This is a genomic window from Enterobacter sp. CM29 (assembly GCF_013179605.1).
Classification (GTDB): Bacteria; Pseudomonadota; Gammaproteobacteria; order Enterobacterales; family Enterobacteriaceae; genus Enterobacter; species Enterobacter intestinihominis.
This window is the reverse complement of sequence record NZ_JABMCU010000101.1, coordinates 1-16,219: the sequence shown is the minus strand read 5'-3', so window position 1 is coordinate 16,219 and position 16,219 is coordinate 1. Positions and strand designations below refer to the sequence as shown.

15 protein-coding genes are annotated in these 16,219 nt (G+C 56.1%); 11 read left to right on the top strand and 4 right to left on the bottom strand.

All coding sequences use genetic code 11. The features are described 5' to 3' along the window. The 11 genes from HP459_RS13720 to HP459_RS13670 all read left to right on the top strand — a co-directional run. On the top strand, positions 1 to 114 hold a 114-nt coding region (locus tag HP459_RS13720; RefSeq protein ID WP_171936339.1), incomplete at its 5' end, for a type II secretion system protein GspG. Further along, positions 114 to 599: a type II secretion system minor pseudopilin GspH gene (gspH, locus tag HP459_RS13715; RefSeq protein ID WP_023299697.1), complete on the top strand. Its 486-nt coding sequence runs from the start codon at positions 114 to 116 to the stop codon at positions 597 to 599. The genes HP459_RS13720 and gspH, both read left to right, overlap by 1 nt. Continuing rightward, complete coding sequence (gene gspI / locus HP459_RS13710) at positions 592 to 972, top strand: type II secretion system minor pseudopilin GspI (RefSeq protein WP_171936338.1); 381 nt, start codon at positions 592 to 594, stop codon at positions 970 to 972. The genes gspH and gspI overlap by 8 nt, the downstream gene beginning before the upstream one ends. Continuing rightward, complete coding sequence (gene gspJ, locus HP459_RS13705) at positions 969 to 1,622, top strand: type II secretion system minor pseudopilin GspJ (protein WP_058646189.1); 654 nt, start codon at positions 969 to 971, stop codon at positions 1,620 to 1,622. Before gspI ends, gspJ begins: the two co-directional genes overlap by 4 nt. After that, entirely contained in the window at positions 1,619 to 2,629 is a 1,011-nt protein-coding gene (gene gspK / locus HP459_RS13700; RefSeq protein WP_171936337.1) for a type II secretion system minor pseudopilin GspK, read from the top strand. Before gspJ ends, gspK begins: the two co-directional genes overlap by 4 nt. 15 nt (positions 2,630 to 2,644) lie before the next feature. Continuing rightward, the gene (gene gspL, locus HP459_RS13695; RefSeq protein WP_023299701.1) at positions 2,645 to 3,778 is read left to right on the top strand and encodes a type II secretion system protein GspL; all 1,134 of its coding nucleotides are present in this window, start codon (positions 2,645 to 2,647) and stop codon (positions 3,776 to 3,778) included. Next, a complete protein-coding gene (gspM, locus tag HP459_RS13690) occupies positions 3,775 to 4,260 on the top strand; it encodes a type II secretion system protein GspM (RefSeq protein WP_063150535.1) in 486 nt (161 codons plus the stop codon). Before gspL ends, gspM begins: the two co-directional genes overlap by 4 nt. Then, a complete protein-coding gene (locus HP459_RS13685; protein ID WP_038415758.1) occupies positions 4,257 to 5,054 on the top strand; it encodes an A24 family peptidase in 798 nt (265 codons plus the stop codon). Before gspM ends, HP459_RS13685 begins: the two co-directional genes overlap by 4 nt. A gap of 253 nt (positions 5,055 to 5,307) precedes the next feature. Next, entirely contained in the window at positions 5,308 to 8,010 is a 2,703-nt protein-coding gene (locus HP459_RS13680; RefSeq protein WP_023299703.1) for a glycosyl hydrolase family 18 protein, read from the top strand. 102 nt (positions 8,011 to 8,112) lie between these two features. Then, positions 8,113 to 8,553 carry a type III secretion system invasion protein IagB gene (gene iagB / locus HP459_RS13675; RefSeq protein WP_171936336.1) on the top strand — a complete coding sequence of 147 codons (441 nt, stop codon included), beginning with the start codon at positions 8,113 to 8,115 and terminating at the stop codon, positions 8,551 to 8,553. 134 nt (positions 8,554 to 8,687) lie between these two features. Further along, on the top strand, positions 8,688 to 10,514 hold the full coding sequence (locus HP459_RS13670) for a chitinase (RefSeq protein WP_022647599.1): 1,827 nt from the start codon (positions 8,688 to 8,690) through the stop codon (positions 10,512 to 10,514). Positions 10,515 to 10,658: 144 nt separating this feature from the next. Here HP459_RS13670 and HP459_RS13665 read toward each other — a convergent pair whose 3' ends face one another. The 4 genes from HP459_RS13665 to poxB all read right to left on the bottom strand — a co-directional run bounded on the left by HP459_RS13665 (position 10,659) and on the right by poxB (position 15,970). Next, a complete protein-coding gene (locus HP459_RS13665) occupies positions 10,659 to 11,672 on the bottom strand; it encodes an NAD(P)-dependent oxidoreductase (protein WP_022647600.1) in 1,014 nt (337 codons plus the stop codon). A 92-nt stretch (positions 11,673 to 11,764) separates the two neighbouring features. Beyond that, a complete protein-coding gene (locus HP459_RS13660; RefSeq protein WP_171936335.1) occupies positions 11,765 to 13,201 on the bottom strand; it encodes a DUF2867 domain-containing protein in 1,437 nt (478 codons plus the stop codon). A 10-nt stretch (positions 13,202 to 13,211) separates the two neighbouring features. Next, positions 13,212 to 14,213, bottom strand: a complete 1,002-nt coding sequence (ltaE, locus tag HP459_RS13655; protein WP_032624552.1) for a low-specificity L-threonine aldolase — start codon at positions 14,211 to 14,213, stop codon at positions 13,212 to 13,214. Positions 14,214 to 14,251: 38 nt separating this feature from the next. Continuing rightward, positions 14,252 to 15,970: a ubiquinone-dependent pyruvate dehydrogenase gene (poxB, locus tag HP459_RS13650; RefSeq protein WP_022647603.1), complete on the bottom strand. Its 1,719-nt coding sequence runs from the start codon at positions 15,968 to 15,970 to the stop codon at positions 14,252 to 14,254. Positions 15,971 to 16,219 lie beyond the last annotated feature (249 nt).

Genomic DNA, 16,219 nt, shown 5'->3' with positions numbered 1-16,219 from the left:
CTGGTCAGCCCAGGTGAACACGGTGCGGTGGACATTTTCTCTGCGGGTCCGGACGGCGAAGCGAATACTGCCGATGACATTACCAACTGGTCTCTGGATAAGAACGAGAAGTAATGAAAAATCAACGCGGCTTTACGTTGCTGGAAATTATTCTGGCGCTGGTGATATTTGCCAGCTGCGCCATGATGGTGGTGTCCACCATTCCTTCGCGCAGCGGCGCGGATATATTTGGCCAGCAATTAAAAGCGCTCGTTGATTATGGTTCAGACCGTGCGGTGATGGACGGAAATATTGTCGGGCTGGTGATCGCCACTGATAAATATCAGCTGGTGACGATCGCGGATAAAAATGGCGAGCGTCACTGGGTGCCATTATCTGCCGGACGTATTACCACCAAAGGTGATTTTCCGGAAGAGATGCACGTGTCGCTCTCGCCGCAGCGCCTGGCCGCGACGGTGGCGTCCGAGCCACAGGTGATCTTTTTACCGGACGGTGAAATCAGCCGCTTTACGCTGACGCTGCAAAGTTACGACAAACAGCACCATTTCCGCGTGGTGTCGCAGGGTGCGGCGCCGGTATCGGTAGAAAACGATGGCTAACGACAACACAAAGCAAAAGGGGATGACGCTGCTGGAGGTGATGGTCGCGCTGGTGATTTTCTCCACCGCCGCGCTGGCGCTAATGAATTCGGTCTCCCTGAACGTGCGTTTTACCCATGGTCTGGCCGATACCTTGCAGGCCAGTTGGGTGGCGGAAAATCAGCTGGCGGAAGCGCAGCTCACCAAAACCGACTTCCCGGATGCTGAGCAGCAGGGGACGGAAATCATGGGCGGGCGCAGCTGGAACTGGCGTAAGCAGCGGGTGAAAACCGCCGACAACGGCTGGGCGAACTCCATTCGCGTCTATGCGGAAGGCGATGAGAGCCAGCCGGTTATTTCCCTGTACATCATTCCGCCGGGAGAGAGCAAGTGAAGAAAACGCGACGCCAGCGCGGATTTACCCTGCTGGAGATCATGATTGCGCTGACTATTTTCGCGGTAATCAGCACCCTGGCCTGGCAAATTCTGGACGGCGCGATGCGTACCAGCTCGGCCACCGATGCCAGCGCCGCTAAGCTCAACCAGCTTCAGCGCGGCTGGAGTCTGATGGAGCGCGATTTTTTCCAGCTACAGGCGCGAGCGCCGCGTAATGAGCCAGATCTGTTCCGTCAGGAGGGCGATGCCCTTGAACTGACCACCCTGAATGGCGTGAGCGGAACGGTCCAGCTGGAGCGCGTGCGCTGGCGGCTGGAAGAGGGGCGTTTGTACCGCGACGTCTGGCCGGTCATTGACGGCCCGGTGGACGTTAAGCCTGACGAAGTGCCGATTGTCAGCGGCGTAAAAGCATTGCAGTGGCGGTTTTATCGTCAGGGCTGGCAGACAGCCTGGCACGACGCCGCCCATCTGCCGGACGGCGTGGAGGTCACGTTGACGATGGAAAACGGGGATACCTGGCGCTGGGTGTTCACCACGCCGGGGGATATGCCGGAGGTGGCCGCTGCCGCAGCCCCAGAGAAAGCCGCCGACGCGCCTGCGACGACTCCGGACGCAGCCCCTGCGCCTTCGCCGGAGACCAGACCATGAACCGAATCCGTCAACAAAAGGGCGTCGCCCTGCTGGTGGTGCTGATTTTGCTGGTGATGATGTCGGCGCTGGCCGCCAAAATCAGCCAGCAGTTCTGCCGTAATTTGCAGAAAACGCATTATCAGATAAGCCAGCAGCAGCTGCGCTGGGCGATGCAGGCCCAGGAAAAAGTGGTGAAGGACAGGTTACAGACCGATGCCAGCGGCGAGAGCAAGCCGTTGGCGCTGGACGGCGACTGGCATCAGCCGCTGGAGACGCAGGGAGAAGACTACACGGTCGTGAGCCAGGTGGAAGACGCTCAGGACTGCTTTAACGTCAATAACCTGTTGACCGCCGACGTCGCGCCCCAGGGGCAAAGCGCTCCCGCGGTGGCGGAAAAACCGCGTAAAGAGCGGATTGTTGAACAACTCCTGACGGAAAGCGGGCTCAGTCCGGGCACGGCGGAGGCGGTCTATTTCCAGCTGGTGGATTATCTCGATGGTGACAGCACCACGGCGAAAGAGGGTGCCGAAAGCGATGCGTGGGCTGGCGTCGTGCCCGCCCGGCAACCGGCAAACCAGATGATGCGCAGCATCGCGGAGATCAAACTGCTGCCAGCGTTCCCGGTTACGGCATATCCGAAGGTGAGCAAGGTGTTATGCGCGCTGCCGGACGCCGCCAGCAAGGTGGACGTTAACACCCTGCAACCGGAACAGGCCGTGGTGCTGGCGGCCATGTTTCCGGGAAAATTCACGCAGGATGACGCGGTTCGTCTGCTGGATACACGTCCGGAATCGGGCTGGGAAAATATGGACGCGTTCAGCAAAGCGCTGGAGCAGACCTTCCCGCAGTTAAAAGACGATCTCCCGCAGGTGGCAGATCAATTTTCTATAAACAGCCGGTACTTCCGCGTGAATTACAGCGGCAATACCGATGAATTAACGCTTCGCGTGGTCAGCCAGCTTCAGATGAATAACGAAGCCGGTGAGATCGTGACGTGGCAGCGTCGTTACCGAATGATTGAATAAGAAAAGTAGAACGTTATGAAACAGGTACTTTTTGTTCGCCCCGACAGCCGCGAGGGCGGGAAAATAATGTGCTGTGAGTCCGGCAGCGAGCGCGTCGAGGTGCTCGACAGCCTGGAGATGCTGGCCGAACACCCGCTGGCTACACGCGTTTGTCTCCTGCTGCCCGCCAGCGACATGATTTTCCGCCATTTCACGCTGCCGAAAAAGGTGGCTTCTCAGGCGATGGCCTTCTCGTGGATGGCGGAAGAGACGCTGATTGGCGACGTGGACAACCTCCACTGGACAGTGCTCTACAAAAAAGGCGCTGACGTCGACGCCGTTGCCATTGACGCCGACCGCCTGCGTGCGGCATTGACCCGCTGTCACGAGGCCGGATTAAACGTGATTCAGGCCCTGCCTGATGCCTGGCTGCTGCCCGTGGCGGCAGGGGGCAGCACGCTGGTCGCACAGGATAAAGGCTACTGGCTGCGTTTATCTCCCCACGTGGCGGGTGAAATGGAGGGAACCCTGCTGCCGCTGTTGATGCAGAAAGCCGGAGACGGGGAAGTGTGTTGCTACGGCGACGCGCCTGCGGACGTTCACGTTGACGTACAGCATGCCTGGCAGCACCCGCTGGTGCTGATCCAGCCGCAGTGGAAAACCTGTCGTGTGAATCTGCTTCACGGTGAATTCAGCCTTAAGGCCGGTCATGGCCAGGCCGCAAAAAGCATGAAAGCAGCGATGATAGCGGCGGGCCTGCTGTCCGTTGGTCTGCTGCTGGGGCCGCGCATTGCGATGGCCTGGATGCTGGTGCAGCAGGAAAATCGGGTTCAGCAGGAGATCGTTCAGGTTTATCAGCACCATTTCCCCAGCATGCGCCAGCAGACCAATATCAAATATCACTTTGGCCAAAGCCTGAAAAAACAGAGCAAGGGGTTCTTTCTTCAGCTTGAGGAGCTGGAGAAAGCCCGGCAGTCAGTCCCTGCGATGGAGATCGATCTGCTGGAATACGATGCGCAGCAAAACACCCTGACGCTGAGCGTTAGCGCGCAAAGCCAGCCCGCGTTGCAGGCGTTTGTGAACCAGACCAGTGAGAATTTTGATTTTACCTTACAACCTGTTTCAACAACCGAACCGTATACCGCCATGATCGCAGGGAAACATAAATGAAAGAGCGAATCGCGCAGCTGAAATCACGCTATCAGAATTACAGCGCCCGGGAAAAAATCATTTTAAAAATATGTGCCGTTGCCATTGTGGCGGCTGCGGTGTATTACACAGGAGTAATTCCCCTGGATAATATGATTCAAAATAGTAAATCGACGCTTAAAAGACAAAAAGAGACGCTTAACTGGATGCGCAGTGAAATTGATAAAAATCATCTTCAGGTCCAGTTAGTTAAAACGAATAATCCGCGTACGGTGGTCGAGAACAGCGCTCATGAAATTAATCTTTCACTGACGGATGTGCGCCAGGAGGGGCAAACTTTATCGTTCGTGGTGAATCGGGTAAATGTATATGAATTAAAAAGCTGGCTGCGTGAAATTAATCAGACCTCCGGCGTGACATTGCAAAAAATAAACCTCACGCCGGTTGACCACCTCAGCGATGTGAAAGCACAGGTGCAGCTTACCTGGTCAAAAAGCGCATGAATACCTTCACGCTGATGCGGGAGGCCTGTCCGCTCGGTTTCCCGATGATGAGTGCTATCCTGGGCGGGATTATGGGCAGTTTTCTCGGCGTTGTTGCCGAGCGCGTACCGGGAATGGTGATGGATGAGGAGGGGAGCGGCAATCTGCTCTTTCCTGCCTCGCACTGCCCGGTGTGTCAGCACACGCTTGCTGCATGGGAAAATATCCCGCTGCTCAGTTGGCTGTTATTACGGGGGCGCTGCCACCAGTGCGGCAGCGCGATCCCGCTGCGACTCTTTTTGGTGGAACTGTTCTCCGCGCTGTTTTTTGGCATCACGGCCTGGTGCATGCCGGACGTTCAGGCGCTGTTCTCTTTGTGGTTACTGGCGGCTTTTTTGCTGCCGCTGGCCATGATCGACTGGCAGCATCAGTTGTTGCCGGACTGCCTGACCCAGCCGCTGCTGTGGGCGGGGTTAGTGCTCCATGCTATTGACCACACATTGCCGCTACGCGATGCGCTGTTTGGCGCGGTGGCGGGCTATCTGTCGCTCTGGCTGCTCTACTGGGCTTTTCGTCTGATCGTCGGACGAGAAGGGCTGGGTTACGGGGACTTTAAGCTACTGGCGGCGCTGGGCGCCTGGTGCGGCTGGCAGGCATTACCCTCCATTGAACTGGCGGCAGCGTTAAGCGGTATTGTCGGTTATTTCGCCGTCAATAATTTAAATAAAAATAACCTCACTATTTCTTTTGGTCCTTACCTCGCCTTTTCTGGAATCGTGGTGTTTATTAGTCAGCAGTTTGCTTTCACATTTTAAATATACTGGTCAAGGTTTTTTATAAATCTTTTTGATGCTGCGAGAGAAGGACGACTCTTTACGCTCGGTGTATCGTAGGAGATATAAGCTACACGGGATTTGGCTTGTATCTTTTTATGGAGGAATACAGCGCAGCAACAATTTTTTGTTTACGGCACTCACGTTGGTTAAATACGCATTACGCGAAACGCATCCATGATCTCACGGAAGGCATGGGTTATTACGTTATAAATAAATTTATCAGGAAATAAAAATGAAATTTATGAAACCAAAATATCTGGCGCTCTTTATTGCGGCGGCCACCAGCTCCGCATTTGCAGCTGCGCCGGGTACGCCTTCTATTACATCGGGCAATGATAAATTTGCGCTGGTAGAAGTGGATCAGGCGGCACAGGATTACAACAACCTCATCAAAGTGCATAAAGAGGGTGTTGATGTAAAAGTGGAATGGAACGTCTGGAGCGGTGACGCCCCAACGTCTGCAAAAGTGCTGCTGGACGGCAAGACCGTCTGGACCGGCGCGGGCAGCGCGGCGGGTTCTGCGACCTTCAAAGTCAAAAAAGGGGGCCGCTATCAGGAACAGGTCGAACTGTGTAACGACAGCGGCTGTACCAAAAGCGCAAGCAAACTGATTATCGTTGCGGATACCGACGGAAGCCATTTGCTGCCGCTGAATACGCCGCTGCTGGAAAATAACAAAGCTTTCGCTCAGCATACCGATAAAGTCGTCGGTGCCTATTTCCCTGAGTGGGGCGTTTACGATCGAAACTTCTCTGCGGATAAGATCCCGGTCGCGAACATTAACCACCTGCTGTACGGCTTTATTCCAATTTGCGGCGGCGACGGTATTAACGACAGCGCCAAATCTTCAGGTGCACTGGAATCCCTGAAACGCGCCTGTGCTGGCCGTCAGGACTACACCGTGGCCATTCACGATCCATGGGCTGCGTTGCAGAAACCGCAGAAAGGCGTAAGCAACTGGGACGATCCCTACAAAGGTAACTATGGGCAGCTGATGGCGATGAAAAAAGCCCATCCTGACCTGAAAATTCTGCCATCCATTGGTGGCTGGACCCTGTCCGATCCGTTCTATCAGATGGATAACAAAGTACTGCGTGACCGTTTCGTGGCGTCGGTAAAAGACTTCCTGACCACCTGGAAAGTGTTTGACGGCGTGGATATTGACTGGGAATTCCCGGGCGGCGGCGGTGAAAACGCCAAACTCGGCAATCCTCAGACCGATAAAGCCACCTACACCGCGCTGATGCACGACCTGCGTCAGATGCTGAATGAACTGTCTGCGGAAACCGGTCGTACCTACGAGCTGACTACTGCAATCGGTGCCGGTAAAGATAAGATCGAAGACGTGGACTATAACACCACGCAGCAGTACCTCGACCATATCTTCCTGATGAGCTACGACTTCTACGGTGCCTGGAGCAATACCGATCTGGGCCACCAGACCGCCCTGTACGGTGCTTCCTGGAAACCAGACACTAACTACACCACCGATAACGCGGTGAAAGCGATGCTGGAGCAGGGCGTTAAGCCAGGCAAGATCGTGGTAGGCGCAGGTATGTATGGCCGCGGCTGGACCGGCGTTCATGGTTATACCGGCGATAATCCATTTACCGGCACCGCAACCGGACCAATTAAAGGGACATGGGAAAACGGTATCGTTGACTATCGTCAAATCGTCAACCAGATGCTGGGCAAACCGGGCTGGGAATACAAATATGACGAAGCGGCTGAAGCGCCGTACGTGTTCAACAAGTCCACCGGTGAGCTGGTGACGTACGATAACGCCCGTTCCGTTATGGCGAAAGGCAAATACGTACTGAACAAAAACCTGGGCGGACTGTTCGCATGGTCTATCGAGTCTGATAACGGCGATATCCTGAACGCCATGAACGAAAGCCTGCTGGGCGGAAGTTCCATCCCGGATCTGCCTGTTGAGACTAACCATGCGCCAGTGGCTTCAGCTGCCGATCAAAATGTCACCGGTCCTGCAACCGTGACCCTGGATGGCTCTGCTTCTAGCGACCAGGACGACGATGCGCTGACCTATAAATGGACGCAGGTTTCAGGCCCTTCTGTGACCATCGCCAATAGCACCAAAGCAAAAGCCAGCTTTAGCGTTCCGGCTGTGACAAGCGACCAGAACCTGGTCTTCCGTTTGACCGTAACCGACGCTAAAGGGCTGAGCAATGCTGTTGACGTCCAGGTTGTGAATAAAGCGCCTAAAGCCAACCAGGCGCCGGTAATCAATGCCATGGAAGCCGTTACCGTTCAGTCCGGTGAAGCAATTTCTCTGCACGCACAGGCATCCGATCCTGATGGTGACGCGCTGACCTACAGCTGGAGCGTACCGGCTGATATGAACGCGACCGGCACTGATTCGGCCAACGTTCGCATCACTGCGCCAGAAGTGCACAATACTTCTTCCTACACCCTGAGCGTTATTGTGACGGACGGTAAAACCAGCGTGCAGTCTGACGTGCAGGTGACGGTGGAGCCTAAGCCAGCTGACGAGGTAACGCCTCCTGCCGATGACGTCACACCACCGGCTGACGACGTAACCCCTCCAGCTGACGACGTAACCCCGCCAGCTGATGATACCGCCGGCAGCTGCGACGCACCTGTCGATGCCAACGCCAGCAAATACGCTGCGTGGGACGCGAGCAAAATCTATAACAACGGCGATACCGTAAGCTTCGACCACCTCGTGTGGAAAGCGAAATACTGGACTCAGGGCAATCAGCCTGGCTTCGGTATGGACGCGTGGGAGCTGGTAAGCAACGTGAAGATGAACTGGCGTTCTGACCTGGTCTACAACGGCGGCGACACCACCACCTATGAAGGTAACGTTTACCGTGCGAAATGGTGGACCCGTGGTGATAACCCAGCAAATAGCGACGTATGGGTAAAAGAAGGCGCATCAACAGATTGCAAATAATCTAACCCATTAATTACTCCCCCCTTCTGAGGGGGAGTAATTAAAAATTCATTTTACAGGATGTTTCTAAGGAGAAATAACCAATAAAGTCAGCAGGTAAAAATGAAAAAGCTCATTTTGTTGTTATTAATAATAAGCCAGGGTGCTCTGGCAAACTGTTGGGATAAAGCGGCGCATTATTATCATGTCGACCCTTATTTACTGTACGCGATAGCGAATGTGGAATCCGGTATGAATCCGTACGCGGTTGGGAAAAACCGCGATGGCACGCGGGATGTCGGGCTGATGCAAATCAACAGCTCGCATTTTACCGCGCTGGAAAGCAGAGGCATTGATGAGTATCGCTTAATGACCGAGCCGTGTACCTCCATCATGGTGGGTGCCTCCATTCTCTCCGGAATGATAAGAGTATATGGCTATAACTGGGAAGCGGTAGGTGCTTATAACGCCGGGTTGAAGAAAGAGAATTATCCGCAGCGGATGAAATATGCCCATAAGGTCTGGGCTAAATATCAGCAATTAAAATTAGCAGCACGTGATTAACGTTTTTTATTTTTGAAGAATTCCTGAAGGTGTTCTTCGAAAAGTGAAAACAGCTGAATGTGGTTTATGTATTAACGGAATAATACCTAAGCCGGGATATTAACATTTAATTTGAAACGAACAGGAAAACTGAAATGAACAAAAGGACGTTACTGAGTGTACTTGTTGCTGGTGCTTGCGTTGCACCTTTTATGGCGCAGGCCGCCTCTTTGCAGGCGACCACCGGCGAGCCGTACACCATGAAAGCCAGCGATCTGGCGAAGAAAGAGCATGAGCTCACTAACTTCCCGCTGATGGCCTCCGTTAAAGAGACTATTCAGACTTTGGACAACGCGCAGGTCGAACTGATTGAGCCAGGCCGCGCGGCGAACCCGGACAACGTCAAACGCGTTGAAGGGATTGTGAAAGCCAGCGACTGGGAATATCTCTTTCCGCTGCGTGCACAGGCTTATACCTACAGCAACTTCCTGAAAGCCGTGGGTAAATTCCCGGCGCTGTGTAAGACCTACAACGACGGTCGTGACAGCGACGCTATCTGCCGCAAAGAGCTGGCGACCATGTTTGCCCACTTTGCCCAGGAAACCGGCGGCCACGAAAGCTGGCGTCCGGAAGCCGAATGGCGTCAGGCGCTGGTCCACGTGCGTGAAATGGGCTGGAGCGAAGGGCAGAAGGGCGGCTATAACGGCGAATGTAATCCGGACGTCTGGCAGGGACAGACCTGGCCTTGCGGTAAAGACAAAGACGGCGATTTCCTGAGCTATTTCGGACGCGGTGCGAAACAGTTGTCCTACAACTACAACTACGGTCCATTCTCTGAAGCGATGTACGGCGACGTGCGTACCCTGCTCGATAAACCTGAGCTGGTGGCGGACACCTGGCTGAACCTGGCCAGTGCTATCTTCTTCTTCGCCTATCCACAGCCGCCAAAACCAAGCATGTTGCAGGTGATCGACGGTACATGGCAGCCGAACGATCACGATAAAGCCAACGGCCTGGTCCCGGGCTTCGGTGTAACAACCCAGATCATCAACGGCGGCGTTGAGTGCGGCGGCCCGACTGAAATTGCGCAGTCTCAGAACCGTATCAAGTATTACAAAGAATTTGCGAACTACCTGAAAGTCCCTGTTCCGGCGAACGAAGTGTTGGGTTGCGCCAACATGAAGCAGTTCGACGAAGGTGGCGCAGGCGCCCTGAAGATTTACTGGGAACAGGACTGGGGATGGAGCGCGGATACCCCGGACGGCAAGACTTACTCTTGCCAGCTGGTGGGCTATCAGACCCCGTTCAGCGCGTTCAAAGAGGGCGACTACAGCAAGTGCGTGCAGAAGTTCTATAACGTGAATATCGTGAATGACGACGGTTCCTCGGTGACGCCGGACGAAACCCCGGTCACGCCAACGCCAACACCTTCTGAAGATGTTACGCCGGCCCCAACGCCAGCGCCAGTTCCGGATGAAACTCCGGTTGAACCTGTCGCGGTGAACCACGCGCCGGTTGCGCAGATTGCGGGCCCAATAGGTGCCGTTGAAGCGGGCGCGCAGGTTTCTCTGAGCGCGGAAGGCTCTACCGACGCAGACGGCAACAAGCTGACCTACACCTGGCGTTCTCAGGATGGCCAGACCGTGACCGGCGAAGATAAAGCGGTGGTGACCTTTAAGGCGCCTGAGTCTGCAACGGCGCAGCAGTATGAAGTGAGCCTGACCGTCAGCGATGGCGAGCTGAGCAGCACCACGTCTTACCTGCTCAACGTGAAAGCGAAAGCGGCAACGCCATCCGGAGAAGATACGTCTTACCCGGCATGGAGCGCGAACAGCAAGTACAACGCCGGTGATATCGTGAACAACCACGGTAAATTGTTCCAGTGCAAACCGTTCCCGTACAGCGGCTGGTGTAACAGTGCGCCGACGTACTATGAGCCGGGTGCAGGCCTGGCTTGGGCTGAAGCCTGGACGGCTCTGTAAAAGCAAACGGCAACCCTCGGGTTGCCGTTTTAATGTTTGCACCCTCTACCTGAGGGAGAGGGCCGGGGTGAGGGCATCAGTCCGCACTCTCTGTTTTTTGCCGGGTGGCGCTGCGCTTACCCGGCCTACATGAGGCTGGAACGCTTACCGGTGTAACTTCCCGTGATCCCGCAACCACGCCGCCGTACGCACTATCCCTTCATCGAGCGAGATAATCGGTTTATACCCCAGCTCGTTCTCCGCCCGTGAGATATCCAGCGTAAAATCAAAGTTGAGCTTCGACACACCGTAATGCGTCAGCGCAGGCTCTTTCGCCGATTTACTGCCAAAGCGCTCCATGCTGCGGGCAATCATGTCCAGCATCGGGTAGGGAACAGAACGGATCCGGCAGTCGATTTTTAACTCATCAATCAGCCTTTGCACAATGCTGCGCAGGGTACAGGGTTCGCCGTTGGTAATGTTATAGGCGCGGCCCGACACCAGCTTATCGCACTCCGGCTGGCTCGCCAGCCACATGGCGTGAACGGCATTTTCGTAATAGGTCATGTCTACCAGCGCATCGCCGCCGCGCGGTAACAGCACGCTGCCGTAATGGTGCATCATCTGGGCCAGTCGCGGGATAAAGACTTTGTCGTGCGGCCCAAACAGGCTCTGTGGTCGCAGCACGGTAAAGCGGGTGTGCGGATTTGACTGGGCCAGCAGGTCGATCACCTCTTCGCCAGCCGCTTTACTGCGGGCAAATTCACAGGCAAAGCGCGCAGGGCGGAAATCTTCCTGAATATCACGATGATGGTGATAATCAAAATAGAGCGACGGGGAAGAGATATGAATAAAGTTACGCACGCCCCAGGCGACGGCCCATTCGCCCAGACGGCGCGTGGCGCGCACGTTGGCGAGATCGAAGGCTTCCTGGGTACCCCACGGGGAGGTAAAACTGGAGCAGTGCCACAGCGTATCGATACCGGCGAGCATCACCTTGGCCTGAGAGGAGACCAGCTCCGTCAGGTCGGCATGGACAAACTCAGCGCCCATTTTTTGCAAGAGCTTGCCCATCGCCTCGTTGCGACCGGTGGCCCTCACGCTGATGCCTTTGTTGCGCAGAAATTCGACCGCATTTCGGCCTAAGCCGCTGGTCGCCCCGGTAACCAGTACCTTCATAACAATCCACTGTGTTGAAAAGAATTTCGTGCGCATTCTTTCGTGAATTACGATGTGTTGCAATGGGAAAGGTGAAAGATTAAGAGTTTTATTTAGTTACTTTCCCGCTTTTCTTCTGCCAGTTGCGCAATCCGTTTCGCCATTCCGCGGAAGATAAACAGGTGTGCCGGGATCATCAGCAGCCAGTAGAACAGCCCGGGCATTCCGTGCGGGTGCCACCACGCCCGAACGTCCAGCTCGCGGTGATCGCCTTTGTCTTTAAGGGTGAAGCAGAGCCGCCCCAGCCCCGGTGCCTTCATGCCAAACAGCAGCGCCAGCTGTTTTTCCGGCTCAACGATGATCACCTTCCAGCTGTCGACCGTATCGCCCACGTTCAGATACGGGGCGGCAGGACGGCCTTTTGCCAGCCGGTGACCCACCAGCAGATCCAGCGCGCCGCGCGTTTGCCAGAGGATATTGCCGAAGAAATAGCGCTCTTTGCCGCCGATCTGGTTCACAACGTCCCACAGCGCTGAGAGGCTGGCAGTGGTTTTTACCGTACAGCCCGCCTGTTTTGGGTAATAGCCGTACTCGGGCCGCCAGCGGGCAAACGCCTGCGCGTCGTAGCCCCAGTCACTGGAGTTCACCAGCTTCTCTTCTTCTTTCAGCGTATTGCGTACGGCATCGTCGAAGGGGATCAATTCCTGAGGGATCAAGGCACGCAGTTCACGATCGTCCGCCAGCAGATCGTGTTTCAGTCCCTGTATAAGCGCTTTGGCAGTCGTCGGCGGCACGGAGGTGATCACATTCAAAAACCACACCGAAATCCAGCGGGTCGGGAAGGGGACGGGCACCAGCCAGCGGCGGCGGCCACTCACCCGCATAAAATGTTCGAACTGCGCCTGATAGCTCAACACTTCCGGGCCAGCCGCCTCCAGCACACGATGCGCCGCCGCCGGATGATCCAGCAATGCCACCAGATAGTGGAGTAAATTCTCCAGCGCAATGGGCGTGGTGCGCGAGCGTACCCAGCGCGGCGGTGTCAGCACAGGCAGGTTGTAGACCAAATCGCGCATCACTTCGAACGCGGCGGAACCCGCGCCGACGATGATCCCTGCCCGCAGTTCGGTGACGGGGATACGGGCGCTTCGCAATGTCTCTGCCGTCAGTTGCCGGGCGCGCAGATGGTCTGACTGCTCGTTCTCAGGCGCCTGAAGCGAGCTTAGAAAGATCACCTGCTTTACCGGCGTTTGCAGCAGCGTATCACGTACGTTCATCGCCACCTGACGCTCGTGGGCGATAAAATCGCCGCCTTCGCCCATGCTGTGAACAAGGTAGTAAAGCGTATCGACCCCTTCCAGCAGCGCAGGAAGCGCTTTCGGCCAGTTAAGGTCAACGTTGTGACACGTCACGCCAGGCAAATGTAGCTTTTGCAGGCGTTCCGTGTTGCGTGCCACTGCCAGCACCTGGTGCCCCTGCTGGCTTAACACAGTGGTCAGATGCTGACCGATATACCCGCTGGCACCGAGCACCAGAATACGTTGCGGCACGGTATGCTCCTTAACGCTGTAAAAACGCCTGCCAGTGTTTCACCACCTCGGTCAACTGCTCGCGGTTAACGTCAAGATGCATCACCAGTCGCACGACCGGGGAGGCGTTGATCAGCACGCCTCGGGCTTTCATAAATTCGCCCAGCGCGGCAGCATGCTCATTGCCGACGCGGACAAACAGCATGTTGGTGTCATGACGCATGACATCAGCGCCGATTTCACGCAGCTGCGCTGCCATCCACGCCGCATTGTCGTGATCGTCTTTCAGGCGTGACACGTTATTTTTCAGGGCGTACAGTCCGGCAGCCGCCAGAATACCCGCCTGACGCATCCCGCCGCCGGTCATTTTGCGCCAGCGGTTGGCGCGTCTGATGTAGTCTGCGCTGCCAACCAGCAGGGAACCTACCGGCGTGCCCAGCCCTTTAGAGAGGCAAATGGTGAACGAGTCGCAATATTGGGTGATCTCTTTCAGCTCGCAGCCGTACTCCACCACGGCGTTGAAGATACGTGCGCCGTCAACGTGCAGGCCGAGCTTGCGCTCGCGGGTAAAATCCCATGCCGCTTTCAGGTATTCGCGCGGCAGAACTTTACCGTTATGGGTGTTTTCAAGGCTCAGCAGTTTAGTGCGGGCGAAGTGAATATCGTCGGCTTTGATTTTTGCCGCGACTTTGTCCAGCGGCAGCGTACCATCCGGCGCGGCATCGATCGGCTGCGGCTGAATGCTGCCAAGCACCGCCGCGCCGCCGGCTTCATACAGGTAGTTATGCGCCCCCTGGCCGACGATATACTCTTCGCCGCGCTCGCAGTGGCTCAGCAGCGCCACCAGGTTAGCCTGCGTGCCGGTGGGCAGGAACAGGGCAGCCTCTTTACCGCTCAGCTCGGCCGCATAGCGCTGGAGTTCGTTGACCGTCGGGTCATCGCCGTAGACGTCGTCCCCGACCGGGGCGGCCATCATCTCTTCGAGCATGGCGCGGCCCGGACGGGTAACGGTATCACTACGTAAATCAATCATTTCACATCCCTTTCATTTAAGAGGTCTTGTGAAATGTTTTACCTGAGCCAGTTGGTTTTTGCCAGTTCGATCACTTCGTCACCGCGCCCGCTGATGATGGCGCGCAGCATGTAGAGGCTAAAACCTTTAGCCTGTTCCAGCTTGATTTGAGGCGGGATTGCCAGCTCTTCTTTGGCGACCACCACATCCACCAGCACCGGGCCGTCGATGGAGAAGGCACGTTGCAGGGCTTCGTCCACCTCTGAGGCTTTCTCCACCCGAATACCGGTGATACCGCAGGCTTCGGCGATGCGGGCGAAGTTGGTGTCGTGCAGCTCGGTGCCGTCCGTGAGGTAGCCTCCGGCCTTCATCTCCATCGCCACAAAGCCCAGCACGCTGTTGTTAAAGACCACGATTTTCAGCGGAAGCTTCATCTGCGCCACCGACAGGAAATCCCCCATCAGCATACTGAACCCGCCGTCGCCGCACATCGCCACCACCTGACGTTCCGGTGCCGTCGCTTTTGCGCCCAGCGCCTGCGGCATGGCGTTGGCCATTGAGCCATGGTTGAACGAGCCAAGCAGGCGTCGTTTGCCGTTCATTTTCAGATAGCGCGCGGCCCAGACGGTGGGCGTACCCACGTCGCAGGTGAAGATGGCATCGTCGTCGGCGAAGTGGCTGATCTGCTGCGCCAGATACTGCGGGTGGATCGCTTTTTCGCTCGGTTTGGCGAGATCGTCCAGCCCCTTACGCGCATCGCGATAGTCGCTCAGGGCTTTATCGAGGAATTTGCGGTCCGTTTTTTCTTCCAGCAGCGGCAGGAGGGCGGCGAGGGTGGATTTAATATCGCCGATAAGCGCCATATCCACCTTGCTGTGCGCGCCGATGCTACCGGGATTAATGTCGATCTGGATAATTTTCGCATCCGTCGGGTAGAACGCGCGGTACGGGAACTGGGTGCCGAGCAGGATCAGCGTATCGGCGTTCATCATGGTATGGAAGCCGCTGGAAAAACCGATCAGCCCGGTCATGCCCACATCGTACGGGTTATCGTATTCAACGTGCTCTTTCCCGCGCAGGGCGTGCACAACTGGCGCCTTCAGCTTAGCGGCAAATTCCACCAGCTCTTTATGCGCGCCAGCACAGCCGCTGCCGCACATCAGGGCGATATTGCTGGAGTATCGCAGCAGCTGCGCCAGCTTTTTAAGCTCTTCATCCGCAGGGGTAATGGTTGGCTGTGGCGCAGAGTACCAGTGGGTGGTGGCGGTTTCAGGTGCGGCCTTCAGCGCCACGTCCCCCGGCAGCACAACCACCGAAACCCCGCGATTCAGGATCGCCTTACGCATGGCTATCGCCAGCACCTGTGGGATCTGCTCCGGCGACGAGACCAGCTCGCAGTAGTGGCTGCATTCACGGAACAGCTCCTGAGGATGCGTCTCCTGAAAATAGCCGCTGCCGATTTCGGATGACGGAATATGTGCGGCAATCGCCAGCACCGGAACATGGTTGCGGTGACAGTCGAAAAGACCGTTGATAAGGTGCAGGTTTCCCGGTCCGCAGGAACCTGCACAGACGGCGAGTTCGCCCGTGAGCTGCGCTTCGGCACCCGCGGCAAAGGCGGCGACCTCTTCATGGCGGGTGGGCATCCATTCAATGGTCTTCATCTTGTTAAGGCTGTCGCTGAGTCCGTTCAGCGAATCGCCGGTGACGCCCCAGATACGCTTTACGCCAGCCTGCTCCAGGGTTTTCGCTATGTATGCAGCCACGGTTTGTTTCATGGTGGTCCTTCTCCTTTATGTGATATCGCTTACAAGCTTAGAAGAAAGTCACTGTATTGGCTGCCTGGTATTCCATACGCACAGGCAGTAGGCACAACGTAAGCCGGGTAAACGCAGTGTCACCCGGCAAAAAGCCCGGTGGCGCTAACGCTTACCGGGCCTACGAAGAGCCAACATGTACAAAGTAGGCCGGGTAAACGCAGTGCCACCCGGCAACAAATGGGGGCACTGCGCCAGATTATGCCAGCA